Annotated in this window: 14 protein-coding genes; all 14 read right to left on the reverse strand. The window is 64.6% G+C overall.

The annotated features are described in order from the left end of the window. Positions 1–330 precede the first annotated feature (330 nt). The gene (argE, locus tag Q1V43_RS04905) at positions 331–1461 is read right to left on the reverse strand and encodes an acetylornithine deacetylase (protein ID WP_300514651.1); all 1131 of its coding nucleotides are present in this window, start codon (positions 1459–1461) and stop codon (positions 331–333) included. Continuing rightward, positions 1458–1622 carry a hypothetical protein gene (locus tag Q1V43_RS04910; protein WP_300514653.1) on the reverse strand — a complete coding sequence of 55 codons (165 nt, stop codon included), beginning with the start codon at positions 1620–1622 and terminating at the stop codon, positions 1458–1460. The genes argE and Q1V43_RS04910 overlap by 4 nt, the downstream gene beginning before the upstream one ends. A gap of 98 nt (positions 1623–1720) precedes the next feature. Then, positions 1721–2659, reverse strand: a complete 939-nt coding sequence (locus Q1V43_RS04915) for a LysR family transcriptional regulator (RefSeq protein WP_300514654.1) — start codon at positions 2657–2659, stop codon at positions 1721–1723. A gap of 146 nt (positions 2660–2805) precedes the next feature. After that, a complete protein-coding gene (locus tag Q1V43_RS04920; protein ID WP_300514655.1) occupies positions 2806–3918 on the reverse strand; it encodes an aromatic ring-hydroxylating dioxygenase subunit alpha in 1113 nt (370 codons plus the stop codon). Between the two features lie 58 nt (positions 3919–3976). Beyond that, positions 3977–4651, reverse strand: coding sequence for a DUF1028 domain-containing protein (locus Q1V43_RS04925; RefSeq protein WP_300514657.1), 675 nt, complete (start codon positions 4649–4651; stop codon positions 3977–3979). 84 nt (positions 4652–4735) lie between these two features. After that, on the reverse strand, positions 4736–5152 hold the full coding sequence (locus tag Q1V43_RS04930) for a RidA family protein (protein ID WP_300514659.1): 417 nt from the start codon (positions 5150–5152) through the stop codon (positions 4736–4738). Positions 5153–5174: 22 nt separating this feature from the next. Beyond that, positions 5175–6317 (reverse strand): SRPBCC family protein, encoded by a 1143-nt coding sequence (locus tag Q1V43_RS04935; protein ID WP_300514660.1) that lies wholly within the window; start codon positions 6315–6317, stop codon positions 5175–5177. Positions 6318–6331: 14 nt separating this feature from the next. Further along, on the reverse strand, positions 6332–7636 hold the full coding sequence (locus Q1V43_RS04940; protein ID WP_300514661.1) for an NAD(P)/FAD-dependent oxidoreductase: 1305 nt from the start codon (positions 7634–7636) through the stop codon (positions 6332–6334). A gap of 392 nt (positions 7637–8028) precedes the next feature. Beyond that, positions 8029–9591 carry an acyl-CoA dehydrogenase family protein gene (locus tag Q1V43_RS04945; RefSeq protein ID WP_300514662.1) on the reverse strand — a complete coding sequence of 521 codons (1563 nt, stop codon included), beginning with the start codon at positions 9589–9591 and terminating at the stop codon, positions 8029–8031. Then, entirely contained in the window at positions 9588–10460 is an 873-nt protein-coding gene (locus Q1V43_RS04950) for an amidohydrolase family protein (RefSeq protein ID WP_300514663.1), read from the reverse strand. Before Q1V43_RS04950 ends, Q1V43_RS04945 begins: the two co-directional genes overlap by 4 nt. A 9-nt stretch (positions 10461–10469) precedes the next feature. Beyond that, positions 10470–12278, reverse strand: coding sequence for a feruloyl-CoA synthase (locus tag Q1V43_RS04955; RefSeq protein WP_300514664.1), 1809 nt, complete (start codon positions 12276–12278; stop codon positions 10470–10472). Then, on the reverse strand, positions 12275–12736 hold the full coding sequence (locus Q1V43_RS04960) for a MarR family transcriptional regulator (protein WP_300514665.1): 462 nt from the start codon (positions 12734–12736) through the stop codon (positions 12275–12277). Before Q1V43_RS04960 ends, Q1V43_RS04955 begins: the two co-directional genes overlap by 4 nt. A gap of 4 nt (positions 12737–12740) precedes the next feature. After that, positions 12741–13505: a crotonase/enoyl-CoA hydratase family protein gene (locus tag Q1V43_RS04965; protein WP_300514666.1), complete on the reverse strand. Its 765-nt coding sequence runs from the start codon at positions 13503–13505 to the stop codon at positions 12741–12743. A 9-nt stretch (positions 13506–13514) separates the two neighbouring features. Continuing rightward, the gene (locus Q1V43_RS04970) at positions 13515–14273 is read right to left on the reverse strand and encodes an SDR family NAD(P)-dependent oxidoreductase (RefSeq protein ID WP_300514697.1); all 759 of its coding nucleotides are present in this window, start codon (positions 14271–14273) and stop codon (positions 13515–13517) included. Between the last annotated feature and the right edge of the window lie 6 nt (positions 14274–14279).

Below are 14279 nucleotides of genomic sequence, written 5' to 3' on the forward strand. Positions count from 1 at the left end.
TGGGCCGTGATGGTGGAGAACGATCTACCTGCGCAGCAAACGTCATCTGTCCCCATGACCCGGACACTGAGGCTTTCGGCCCGGCTTTCAATTTCCCTTCTCCGGTTCAACCGGAAGAACGGCGGTGGGTTGTATGTTCAACCACTTGCTGTCGGAAAAGGTAGCGCAGAACTGCGATTTTGCAAAGGGTTCGCACGTCGTATGCTGCGAAGGGGCGTTCACACTGGCGTGTGTATCATCGCGGCTACCTTCGCTGCGATCGCGATTGTCGGTGTGTTCAGATTGCCCGAAAGGGTGTTCGCCATCGCTGATCCATCCGCCTCGACGGGGTCAGCCCGGCTCCAGCACCCGGGCCAGCATGGTGCCACAGGCGGCCAGCTCGCCCAGGTCCAGCCCCTCGTCCGGCTTGTGCCCGTCCCGCGCCATGTCGCCCGGGCCCATCACCACCGTCGGCAGGTCGAGCGCAGCGAAGAACCCTGCCTCGGTGCCGAAAGCAACCTTGGTGACGTCCGCCCCTCCGGCCATTCGGCGCGCCCAGTCAACCACCGGAGCCTCGGGGCTGGTCGCCAGACCTGGATAGGCGGTGACTTCCTTGACCATGATCCCTTCCGGCATGCCGAAACCAGCGGCGACCTGTTTCGCGGCGGTTTCGATCCGGGCCCGCAACTCGGAACCCGGAATGTCGGCAAGGTGGCGGTATTCCATCAGGATGCGCGCGTGATCCGGCACGATGTTCAGGGCTCGCCCGCCTTCCATCCGCCCAATATGCACGGTGGAATAGGGCACGGCATGGCCCGGGTCGCGCACTTCCCGGGACAGCACTTCCTGCAGGTCGATCATCGCCGTCACGAAGCCGCTGGCCAGGTGCAACGCATTGATGAAGTCGGGCGCCAGGGCGCTGTGGCCGGATTGGCCGTGGCATGTGACTTCCAGTGCCGCCTTGCCCTTGTGGCCGATGGCAACCTGCATCGAGGTCGGCTCTCCCACGATCACCGCGCGGGGGCGGCCGATCAGCGGCTCAAGCGCGGGCATCATCTGGCGGATGCCGACGCAGCCGATTTCCTCGTCATAGGAAATAACCAGGCTCAGCGCCGGGGCATCGGCCTGCGCCCCCGCCTCTTCGGCAAGCGCCAGCGCCGAGGCCAGGAACCCCTTCATGTCGGTGACACCCCGCCCGTACAGCCGCGTATCGTCCCGGGTCAGACGGAAGGGATCGCGGGTCCAGTCCTGACCGGCAACCGGCACGACATCGGCATGCGCCGACAGGCAGACCCCCCCCTCCCCCGCGCCGATGCGGGCAAACAGACCTGCCTTTTGCCCGCAGGGTGACGAAATACGCGTGACCAGGAAACCGGCGCGGCTCAGCAGGCCCTGCACGTAGTCGATCAACGCCAGGTTGCTGTCGGCACTGACGGTCGGGAATGCGATGAGGCGGTCGAGAATCTCCAGGGTGCGGTTCAATTCAGCGTCTCCCGGATCAGGTTCACGCCCGGAAGCCTGTCAATGCCCCTGGCCAGGTAGCCGCCTTCAACGCAACGGGCCACCTGACCGAAGCGGTTTCTGGCGGGAACCGGAGCGATCTGCATCGGCGCGAACAGAATGTGATAACGGGGATCGTGCACGGGTCTCGCTCCTGCCGGGGTGGCTTTTATCGGGGAAGGGTTGCAAATCAACGGGTTCGTCTAAAGTCGGGGTTGCGAAAGCACCGCTTAGGCACCGCCTATGTCCCCGGGTCGATCGGATGACCCGGATAGCCCCATTCTGCCACCATCTTGCGGGCATGTTCGACAAAGGCGTCGACGGTCAGCACGCTGCGCGCACCGCGCGGCAGGACCAGCCCCAGCTCCATCTGCCGCACCGGCCCGGCCAGGGGAATGAAACACAGTTTGCGCCCATCCGGTGACAGGTCCGAATAGGGGCGGATATTGGCGATCGCATAGCCGAACCCGTTGGCCACCAGTGACCGCATGATCGCCATGTCGCGCGTACGTTCGGCGATCTTCGGCTTGCGCCCCGAAGCCTCGAAAAACTCCAGAAAATAATCCGAGGACAGGGGCAGATCGAGCAGGATCATCGGGTCGTCCTTCAACTCCTCCACCGTGACCGAGCCGCGCCCGGCCAGCGGGTGCCCCTCATGCACCATCGCATAGGGCGGCAGGCGGCGCAGCGGCAGGAACTCCAGATCGGGCGGGATCGCGAGGTCATAGGACAGCGCCACGTCGATCTCGGCCCGACGCAGCGCCTCGATGATGCCCATCTGGTTCAGCTCGAACTGGCACACCTGAACGTCCGGATAGTCGGCGACGAAACGGCGGCGCATGGCGGGCAGGATCATCTGGGCAAAAGTGACCAGACAGCCAATGTTCAAGGGCCCCCGCACAAGGCCCGAAATGTCGCCCGCAAGCCGGTTCAGCGCCTCGGCGTGGGCAAGAACCTGACGGGACTGGTCAAGAAACTGGCGCCCGGCCTGGGTCAGGCTCAGCCCATGGGCGTGTTTGCGCACGAACAGCGGCAGGCCGAACTCGTCCTCCAACTGCGAGATCGCCGCCGAGATCGAAGGGGACGACACATTGACCCGCTCGCTCGCCTGCGCGATCGAGCCTTCCTCGCCCACGGCGACGAAATATTCCAACTGCCTGAGAGTAAATCGCAATGCCATGAGTGAATTATGCCGCCCGCCGCCCGACGTTCAAGCTTGATCCGCGCTCGCGGGGGACGACCGGGCCGGATCCACCCACTTCAGGCGGCCCAGGCGGGACGCCCCGGAGAGACAGCGTCCCGCAGGTGCCACGGCCCGATGGCCGATTACTCGGCCGCCTGTGCTGGCATATCCTGGGCCGCAAGCCAGGTCTGGAAGTCACGGATCGTGCCTTCGTAGTCATCGCCCGCCAATGGCCCCTCCAGAGCGTGCTCCGAACCCAGCGCAACCTGCATGCGTTCCAGTTTTTCACGATCCTCGCGGTTTACCTCCTCCCAGAGCTTGATACGTCCGGCGATGGTGTCTTCGTCCAGGTCGTCACCATAGGTGGACATGGTCCACTTCACCCGGATCAGTCCGGCGTTGACCGGGAAGATCGAGATCGAGACGAGGAGGCTCGCCGCCTGGCTGGCGACCTGGGTTGGGAACTTGGCAAAGAGGGTCGAACGCTGGCGTTCCTCGTCGCTAAGGCCGGGCGCGCCCTGTCCACGCGACGGTATCCCATCCGGATAGTTCGCCCCGTATGAGGTAAATCCCAGTCCGCTCGTCAGTTTGCGCGCCAGCCCTGTGGGGGTGTAGCCATGCAGGGTCTGCGGATGCACCACTGACAGGTGGTAGCCCTCCATGAAATTTTCGACCAGGCATTTCCAGTTGGTGTGCCAGTTTTCCTCGGCGACATGGACGAGGCGGAATTTTTCAGTCTCGTATGGGGCCAGAAGCCCGTCCAGGTCGGGGTGCGCGAAGGGGGCAGCATCCGCATCCAGGTTCACGTAGATGAACCCGTTCCACTGCTGCACATTGTGGCCATGCAGCTTGCAGTTCTTGGCATCGAAACCCGCGTTTTCCATCCGTGCAGCGCGCAACAGCGCCCCGTCGCGCCCATAGGACCAGGCGTGGTAGGAGCAGACGAAGCGTTTCACATTGCCCCGCCCCTCGGCCAGAGGCATACCCCGGTGGCGGCAGACATTGGCGAGCACACGGATTTTTTCATCGTCCCCACGCACCACGATCAGCGGCTCATTCAACAGCTGAACGGTAAAGAAATCTCCCGGTTCCGGGATTTCGTCCACACGACCAAGACAGTGCCAACCCAGGCGCAGCACCGTTGCAGCCTCGTGATCGAACTGACCCTGGCTGGTGTAGTAGGCCCCGGGCATGCCCATCGGCCGATCGACGGGCAAGGCCGCCAAGCTCTGCAGTTTCTCACGTAGATCGGTCATCGAACCCTCCCAATTCCGGTGTTCCGTTTGTCGCTTCCGTTCAGAACAGTCATTGCGCCTATTCATCCCCGGGCACTCCGTAGGAGGGCGCCTCGCGCGGGTCCAGGGCGCGCTGGATATAGGCGTCGAGTTGCGGTTTGTAGACTTCCCAGGCCGTCGCGATATGCTCGATCGGGCAGCCTTCGCTCCAGTCACAGCGCAGGTCGGCCACGGGCCAGGAAACCTCGTCGACCAATAGCAGCCCGGCCGACCGCACCGGCCCCGCCTCGCCCCCGGCCGCAAGCCCCGCGCGCATGGCGGCGATCAGCCGGTCGCCCAGATGGCCCCGAGACGCCCCGAACCCGGCGACAATCGCCTGGGGCACCGTGTCATTGGCCAGGAGATTGCCCCCCGAGGCCACGTCGCGCCCCTGCGCCTGGGTCCAGATGCCTAGCGAGTTCGGGCCGGAGTGGATAGCCGTCCCCCCGGCGCGATCCACCGCCAGCACCTGGCGATATTCAATGTGTCTGCCGCGCGCCCGGACCTCCTCGATGGCCTCGGCGGCGGTCAGACCGCTCTCCATCAGGTCCAGCGTCAAAGGCCCCAGCGTCGGGTCGGTCACATTCTGCGAGGCCACGGCCCCTACGCCCGCCCGCGCATAGGCGCAGCGTGCCGCCACGGCAGGCGAGGACGAGGAAATCGCCAAGCCGAACATGCCCGTCTCCGCGCAACGTGCCACCAGCGAAAAAGTCATGCTCCTCTTCCTTTCATCTTTCCCAAAATATCCCGGGGAGCGCGAGGGGCTGGCCCCTCGCTCCTGCTCTCTCAGCGCATGCAGTCAGTCCGGGATCACCGCCGTGCCATCGATCTCCACCAGCCATTCGGGTCGGGCAAGCGCCTGCACGACCAGCCCGGTCGAAACCGGATGCACCCCTTTTATATATTCGCCCATGGTGCGATAGACCGCCTCGCGATGGCGCACGTCGGTGATATAGACAACGACCTTGACCAGGTGCTCCATCGAGCCGCCGGCCTCCTCGATCAACTGGCGGATGTTCTGCATGACCTTATGGGTCTGTTCGACCGGGTCATGGCTGTCGATATTCACCGCGTCGTCCAGGTTCTGCGGGCACTGGCCACGCAGCCAGACGGTCCTGCCGCCCTGAGTGACCACGGCCTGGCACAGGTCATTGTCCAGATTCTGTTCCGGGTAGGTATCCGAGGTGTTGAACTTGCGAATTCGGGTATGGGGCATGAGGTTTCCTTGATCTTCGCGGTCAGGCCTGACGGCCCGCCTCGATCCGCGCCATGAGGTACTGGGCGAAGTCATAGTTGGGGCGTTCGAGGTGGCTGAGGTGGCCCGGCACGGCGCGGTCCGAACAGAGGCCGGTGTACACCTTTTCCGTGCAACCGCGATCCTCGACATTCACGTCATCCAGGAGCGCCTTGAGATCGGCGAAGTTCCGGTGCGCGTCCGCGTCGTCCCTGTAGTCATCCGACATGCCGCCACCGAAACGGATATGCACCTTGCCCGGTCCCTGCGGGTGGAGCGACAGGTACCAGAAATACCCGGGCGTCAGGGTGATCAGCAGGCTGGGATAGATTGCCAGCAGGAAGGTGGTGCGCCGTTCCTCTCCGTTCAGGCGGTCATTGGTCGGATGCGCCATGGCAATGCGCAGGGTCTCGTCTTTCAGGATGGTATGGTAGTTGAAGGCGGGCAGACCCGGCGGGCAGACCATATCCTCAAGCTTCGACAATCCGCCGATGGTGCCCGCGTGGCAAACCGGCAGGTGGTAGCTTTCCATGAAGTTCTCGGCCAGAACCTTCCAGTTGGTGTCCCAGACATGTTCCTCGTAGAAGGCCTCGGTGTAGTTGGTCATGTCATAGCCCGCGATCAGTTCCTCGACCTGCGCCAACCGGTCGGCCACGTCCGGCGCCTCCTCGTTCAGGGTGACGAACACCCAGCCCAGCCACTCCTGGCAACGGACCTTGGGAAGCTGGTACTGGTCCTTGCAGAAGCCTTCGTTCAGGGTCATCGCAGGCGCCCCGCGCAGCGAGCCATCCAGGCTATAGGTCCAGGCGTGGTAAGGGCAGACGATGGCCCGGGTCTTCCCGCGCCCGTGCAACAGAGTCGACATGCGGTGCAGGCAGACATTCGACAGGGCGCTGAGCTGCCCGTCCCGGTCGCGGATCACCAGGATCGGCTGCCCGGACAGCTCGCAGGTGGTGTAGTCGCCCGGATTGGCCAGGGCATCGGCGCGTCCAACGCAGTACCAGTCCCTGGCGAAGATATGGGCCAGTTCCTCGTCCAGGAATTCCTGCGAGGTATAGACCGAAGGCGGCATGGCATGGGCGCGTTCGAAGGGTTGGGCGGTGTTCTGGCGCAGTTCCTCGACGGGGTCGATCTGGTCCTTGGGCATCTGGGGTCTCCTCGTCAGGCGTCCTGGGTGATCTGTTCGGCAGTAATCTGTTCGGCGGCGATCTGTTCGGCAGTGCCGTCATAGGCCAGGTAATCGCGCTGGATCGCGATCTGGTCGGCGATATGCATGGCGTCGTGCCACACCCCCCACAGGAAGGTGGAGCCGCGCCGGGATTGCCAGGGCAGCCCCAGGAAGTAGACATCGGGCTCGACCGAAACGCCGCGCTGGTGGATCGGGGCGCCGCGTTGGTCGAAGGCATCCACCTTCATCCAGTTGAAGTCCTGCCGGAACCCGGTGGCCCAGATGATCGCGCTCACCCCCTCGGCGGCCAGGTCGATTTCGCTGAGCGGATTGGTCAGGCAGTCGGGATCGGGCCAGGCCTTGCGCGCCGCAGGTTCCTCGGGCAGGTCCAACCCGGTACGCGCCACATAGGCGTCGGCAGCATCCAGCATCCCGGCATAATTGGCATCGCCGGCGGCAATATTGGCCTGCAGGTCGCCCCGGAAGCTCAGAACACCATCCCGGTAGCGGTCGGCCATGCCGGTCAGGGTCACGCCCTCGCTGGCCAGCCGGCGAAAATCCATTGTGTGCCCGCCATAGGCGCCGCTGACCGAGATCGTCACATGTTCCGTGCCCGGCTTCTGCGCGGCCACGTCCCACAGGCCCAGCACACCCAGCCACCAGACGAAATCCCGGTCGCGATAGCGGCGCGGCGGGCGGTCATGCGGGCCGACGGACAGGAAGACCTTGCGCCCGGCGCGGTTCAGCTCGTCGGCGATCTGCGCCCCGGACGAGCCCGCGCCCACCACCATTACGGCCCCTTCCGGCAACTGCCCGGGGTTCTTGTAGTGGAAGGAATGGATCTGCTCGAGCCTCTCGGTCTGCGCCATGATCGGCGGGATTACCGGATGCTGGAAAGCCCCGGTGGCGGCGACGATCCGCCGGGCCTCGATCTCGCCCGCCGAAGTCTCGACCCGGAACCCCGCACGCCCCGGCAGGCGTTCAGCCCTCAGCACTTCCACCCCGGTGCGGATCGGCGCATTGACCATGGCCGCGTATTCTTCGAGGTAGTCAGCCACCCGGTCCTTCGAGACGAACTCATCCGCGGCATTGCCCTTGAATTCGAGGTTCGGGAAACGGTCATGCCAGACCGGACCGTTGGTCACGAGCGTGTCCCAACGCCCGCTGCGCCAGGCTTCGGCGATGCGGTTCTTTTCCAGGATCAGATGCGGCACGCCCTTGTTGCCCAGATGCTCGCTCAGGGCGATCCCGGCCTGTCCACCACCCACGACGAGCGTGTCTGTCTTTTCAACGGGCATGTCTGTTCCTTCCATCAGCGGGGATCGGCTGCGGGTCTGCCGGGAAAGGGCAGGGCCGCATTCTGTTCGCGTTCCCCAACTGTGCCCTGTGACCCGGCTTGGAAAAGAATAGTCTGCATCACCAATGATTAGGCATGACCTAATGTCTTTTCGTCACAAATAGGCATTCCCTTACCCAAGTGCTGAACGTATCCCCTTCTGAACAGGTCTCCCCAGCCAAGGGGAGAGGCGCGCCGGACCTCTGTCCGACCTGTTCCCCTGAGGACGGAAGGGCCAAGAACCCTGGTACGCGGTATCTGGCAGAGCCTCGGAACCCCTGGGCGCATCCATGACTGGGCCTTCGACTCACGCACCGCGCTCTGACCTCGGAACCCGTCTGCGCCTGCCCGCCCTCACGGCAGAATGGCGCCTGCATGAAAGGCAATCCTGCGGTGGGTCTCGCCCCGCGCCCTCACCGCCACGCGCCGGATCCGCTCGGGATCGGGGTGGGTCATGGCCTGCCGTTCAACGCGGGGCCAGAGAAGGGACAGCAGCACCTGTGCGGTGAGGGCCGTGAACTCATGCACCTTCGCCGCGGCGGCCTCGTCCGACAGGATCGCGGTGCGGGCCGCCGCCCACAGTTTCGCGACTTCGGGTGCCGCTTCGGTCCGCAGGAGCGCCGCGAACGCCTGCCCTGCAGCGCCGGGCAGCAACCGCGTGACAAGGGCACGTTCATGGATTCCGTTGGCACCCTCGTAGATCGCCGTGATGCGCGTGTCGCGACAGGTCTGTTCGACCCGGTATTCCGACAGGTAGCCATAGCCGCCCAGCACCTGCATCCCCAAATCTGCCGCGCGCATGCCGGCTTCGGTGCAATAGACCTTGGTGAGCGGGGTCATAAAGTCGACCAGGTCCGGGGCTCCGCCACGCGCCATGGTAACAAGAGCCAGATGCGCCATGGCCCGTGCGCCCAGCGCCAAGCCGTCTGCCTGCTCCAGCATGCGTCGGACATCGGCATGACCATCCAGCGTGACCGGAGCCCCGTCCATCCCGCGCCCTTGCACCCGTTCGGCGGCGTATGTTCGGGAAATGTCATATGCCCGCGCCGCGTGGGCCACACCCTGCAATGCCACATCCAGCCGGGCATGATCCATCATGGTGAACATGGCGGCAAGACCCTGGCCCTCATCCCCGATCAGCTCTGCTTCGGCCCCGTCAAATGCCAACTGGCAGGTCGGCGAGGCATGCAGACCCATCTTTTCCTCGATCCGCGTTACGGTGACGGCATTGCGGCTGCCGTCACTCCGCGCGCTGGGACAGAGGAACAGGGACAGGCCCTTGATCCCGTCAGCCGACGTGCGCGCCAGCACAAGATGCAGGATGCGCTCGGACATGTCCTGATCCCCGCCAGAGATGAAGATCTTCTCGCCAGAGATCCGCCATCCGTCCGACTGGTCCGCCCGGCAACGAATGCGCGACAGGTCCGAGCCCGCGCCGGATTCGGTCAGGCACATGGTGGCAAGAGTCGTGCCGGATGCGAGCCCGGGCAGATGGCGTGCCTGTTGATCCGCGCTGCCAAAGCGCATCAGCACCCGGGCTGCGCCCGGCACCAGGCCTGTGACCATCTGCAAGGCGTGATTGGCCCCCGAGAAAACCTCGGACACGACCGCACCGGTCAGCGCATCCATCCCCTGCCCGCCATGCAGCTCGGGCAGGGTCAGGCCGGGCCAGCCAGCCTCGGCATAGGTGCGGTAGGCGTCGCGAAACCCATCCGGCATCCGAACCCGGCCATCTGTCAGGCGGCACCCCTGCCGGTCGCCGGGTTCGTCCAGTGGCGCGATCTCGCCCTCGGCAAAACCCGCGAAATGATGCCCGATTTCACGGGTAAACGCCGCGTCATATCCGGGCAGTTCCCCGGCGCCGGCGACTTGCAGAGAAAACAGGATGTCGTCCAGCGGTGCCTTGAACGGGGTCATGCCAGCCCCAGCAGACGAGCGGCATTGCCCTTGATGATATCCTCGCGCAGCTCATCCTTGATCGCGATCTTCTCGAAATCCGCAAGCCAGCGTTCCGGGGTGATCATTGGCCAGTCGGAGCCGAACAGCACCTTCTTTTTCAGGATCGAGTTGCAGTATTTCACCAGAATGTCCGGAAAGTATTTCGGCGACCAGCCCGACAGGTCGATATAGACATTCGGCTTGTGCTGGGCCACTGCCAGCGCCTCTTCCTGCCACGGGAAGGAGGGGTGGGCGAGGATGATCTTCATCTCGGGGAAGTCCACCGCCACGTCGTCCATATACATCGGGTTCGAATATTTCAGCCGCATCCCGTTGCCGCCCGGCATGCCGCTGCCCACCCCGGTCTGGCCGGTGTGAAACAGCGCGATGCCACCCTCTTCGGCGATGGCCTCGTAAAGCCCGTAGGCCATGCGGTCATTCGGGTAAAACCCCTGCATGGTTGGGTGGAACTTGAAGCCCTTGAGGCCGAAGTCGCGCATCAGCCGACGCGCCTCGCGCGCGCCCATCTTGCCCTTGTGCGGGTCGATCGAGGCGAAGGGGATCAGCACGTCGTCGTTTTCGGCGGCCAGCGCGGCCACTTCTTCATTGGCATAGCGGCGGTATCCGGTCTCGCGTTCGGCATCGACCGGGAAGATGACCGCAGCAATGTTCTGTTCACGGTAGTGCTGGGCGGTCTGGGGCACGGTCGGCGGGTGGCTCCACGGGGCGCCGAAATAGGTGGCCATGGTGGCCTGAAGATCGTCGTAACCGTCATCGGTGTGGCACCCGCATGGCTCCTCGGCATGGGTGTGAATATCGATCGCACGAACTTTGGAAATATCAACCATGGCGGTCTCCTAAAGCGTAGTGACGGCCGGATCGGCGTCGACGTAGAGGCGGTTCAGAAGGTCGGCCCTTCGGCTCAGAACCTTGCGGAAGTTCAGGTTGCCCTTGGCGGTCATCTCGCCTTCCGGCATCGAGGCAGGTTCGGACAGCACCATGGCACGGGCCACGCGGGTCGAACTGCTGGTGCCGGTGGCCGCGTGGGTGGCGAGGCGGCGGTGGATCTCACCCAGAAGCAACGGGCAACAATAGGCCCCGTCTTCGTCCTGCAGCCCGAACCCCTCGGCCTTCAATTCCGCGACATTCGGGAAGATCATCACGCCGATCTCATCCTGATCCGCGCCGGTGATGACAAGGTCAGCGGCCAGGGGCGACAGGGCTGCCAGCATGTCGATCCGCAGCTGGGCTGCACGCACCCAGGTGCCGGTGAGCAGCTTGAAATCTTCCGAGATGCGCCCGTCGAACTTCATGCCCTTGTTCGGGTCTGCCGGGTCTACGAACTTCATCGCGTCGCCGGTGATGAAAAAGCCCTCCTCGTCAAGGGCCTCGGAAGTCTTGCCGGGCGCCCCGAAATACCCCGGCATCAGGTTCGGCCCCTTCACTCGCACTTCGCAGCGCATATCCTCGTCCGGGATCAACTTGGCCGTCACGCCGCCTACCGGGACGCCAACCACACCGGAGCTCTCGGTCGGCTCCTGTTGCATCATCATACAGGGCGCGGTTTCGGTGAGGCCCCAGGAGGAGGTCATCAGGGGCACTTCGCCCTTCACCTCCATCGCCATGCGTTCGAACCCCTGCCAGATCTCCTGCGGCAGCGAGGCCCCGGCATAGAACACCAGGTCGATATCCTCGAAAAAGCGTTGGCGCAGGGCAGCGTCGTCACGCAGCGCGCCCAGCAGCATCGAAAACCCGACAGGCACGTTGAAACAGAGCGTGCCGGTGATCAGCGATAGGTTTTCCACGGTGCGCTCGAACTGGCCCTGAACCGGCTTGCCGTCGTCGATATAAAGGCTGCCGCCGTTTGCGAGCATCATGTTGAAATTATGCGAGCCACCAAAGACATGGTTCCAGGGCAGCCAGTCGACAATCCGCGGCGGGCGGGCGCGCAGGAAGGGCATGGCGTCGGCCAGTTGCGCCTGGTTCGCACACATCATGCGGTGGGTGGTCATCACCGCCTTCGGGCTGGAGGTCGAGCCCGAGGTCATCAGCAGCTTTACAACGCTGTCCGGCCCCACGTTGGCACGGGCGGCGTCCAGGTCGGCACCGTCGCCTTTCAGAAGGTCGGCAAAGGGCGTGGTGCCCGGACCGGGGCGCGAGGCGATCACCTCGATCCCCTCCAGCGCGTTCAGGGCCAGAGCCTCTGCATACTGCGCCGCATCCACGACATAGGCCATCTTCGGGCGCACAAGCTCGATCGCATGGCGCAGCCGCCCATGGGCGCCGTGGATCAACGCGTATTGTTCAGCCACGGGCACTGTGGGAATGCCCACATATTGCGCCGCCAGGCTCAACAGCCCGTGGTCCACACCATTGCCGGACATGATCAGAATGGGCGTATCGGGCCCCAGGCCGCGCCCGAGCAGGCTGGCGGAAATGGCCCGGACCTTTTCCAGAGTCGCAGCGTAGCTTTCCTCGCGCCATCCGGCACCGTATCGTTCGGCCAGAAAAATGCGATCGGGTGCTTCACCGGCCCATTGATGCAGCCAGTCTCCGGTGGTGTTCGCGACCCCGCTCAGCGGTTCGGCCGAGCGCAGAAGGATCGTGCCATCCGCCCGGTCCTCGCGGATCACGTTGTGCGGCTTGAAATTCGTCGTGCGTTTCATGTGCCGCGCACCTTCGACAGGATCGCCACCATAGCCGCGCGCATCTCGTCGTCCAGCCCGGCAAAGAGCTTGGCCTCGTGCGCCTCAACCGCCGCGACGGCCTGGTCGCACAGGCGCCGCCCGGCCAGTGTCGGGATCAGCGCATAGGTGCGCCGGTCGGTGGGCACGCGGGTCCGGTTGATCAGCTCGCGGCGTTCCAACTCGTCAATGATGACCACAAGGTTGGGGCGTTCGATGTCCATGGCTGCGGCCAATTGCGCCTGACTGAGCCCCGCGTTGTCGCAGATCAGCACCAGCGCGGTATAGGTCAGCATCCGCAGGTCGAAGGGTTTCAGCGTCGCGGTCAGGTCGGCTTGCACCACGTTGAAGGCGCGTTTCATGTGATAGCCGAGGAAGCGGCGCAGGGTTTCGTCGCTGATAGTGCTGGGCGGGGTGATGGTCTGGTCAGGCTGGGTCATGATCTTACCGGAAGTTGGGGGCGCGTTTGTCCAGGAAGGCGCGCAGGCCTTCCTCGGCGTCGGGGGTGGTTTGGGACAGGGCTGCCGCAAGGCTTTCGGTGAACAGCCCGTCCGCCTGTGACATGTCGTTGATGCGGGGAATGGCCTGGATCATCAGGTAGTTCGACAGGGGCGCGTTGCGGGAGATTTTACCCGCGAGCTCCTGCGCCAGAGGCAACGCCTCGCCGTCACCCACCGAATAGTGGGCGAGACCAAGAGCCATGCCCGCGTCGGCCCCGTATTTGCGGCCGGTCAGCATCATCTCGGTCATGCGGTCCGGGCCAAGCAACCGCCCGACATTGGCCGTGGCGCCGCCGCCGACGAAAATGCCCCGCCGCCCCTCGGGCAACTGGAAAATGGTCGAGGCTTCGGCGATGCGCACATGGGTGGCAGCGGCCAGCTCCAGCCCGCCTCCGATCACCGCACCGAACATGGCCGACACCGTGGCCAATCCTCCGAAGCGGATCTGCTCCATCAACCTATGCCAGCTGCGTGAGTGATAGAGGTTTTCCTCGGCCGAGCGGTGCACATGTTCGGCCAGGTCGAGCCCCGCGCAGAAATGCCCCTCGGTGCCGGTCAGGATCACCACGCGCACCCCGTCGGGCGGGTGGAAATAGAACGCCTCCAGCGCCCCCAACAGCTCCTCGCACATGGCGTTGCGTTTGCCGGGGCGGGTCATGGTAAGGGTGGCGATCTGGTCGTCAACGCGGATGGTCAGCATGTCAGTCATGTCGGTTCCTCAGCGCGGCGGCAGGCGCGTGGCGCCGTCCAGCCGGATGGTCGTTCCGTTCAGATACGGGTTCGATATGATATGCCCGGCAAGCTCCGCATATTCCGCGGGATTGCCCAGACGGGCGGGGTGCGGGATGTTCGCCGTGATCTGATCCGTAACCTCCTGCGGCAGGCTTTCCATCATCGGCGTATGGAACAGGCCCGGCGCGATGGTCATGACGCGGATGCCGGCCCGGGCGAATTCACGCGCGGCGGGCAGGCTCATGGCGGCCACTGCCCCCTTGGAGGCCGCATAGGCCGCCTGCCCCACCTGCCCATCCTGGTAAGCAACCGAGGCGGTGTTCACGATCACCCCGCGTTCGCCATCAACAGGTTCGGCCTGCATCATGCGGCGGGCGGCATGGGTCATCACGTTGTAGGTGCCGAACAGGTTCACCGCGAGGGTGCGCTGAAATGTGTCGAAACTGGTCTGCCCGTCCCGCCCCACGATGCGGGCTGCGAGGCCAATGCCCGCACAATTCACCACGATACGCGGGGTGCCGAGCGCCTGCTCAACCCTGGAGATTGCGGCGTCCACAGCATCCGCATCGCTGACATCGACCTGAGCGGCGACACCACCGTTCTCATGCGCCACCCGCTTCGCCGAGTCTCCGTCGAAATCCAGGATCCCGACACGTGCGCCCAAAGCGGCCAGGTGCCGCGCGGTGGCCGCGCCCAATCCGCTGGCGCCTCCGGTGACGATCGCCACCTGTCCGTCGATTTGCATCCGGCT

Origin of the sequence: Aliiroseovarius sp. (genome assembly GCF_030148435.1) — a bacterium.
Taxonomy (GTDB): Bacteria; Pseudomonadota; Alphaproteobacteria; order Rhodobacterales; family Rhodobacteraceae; genus JASBTN01.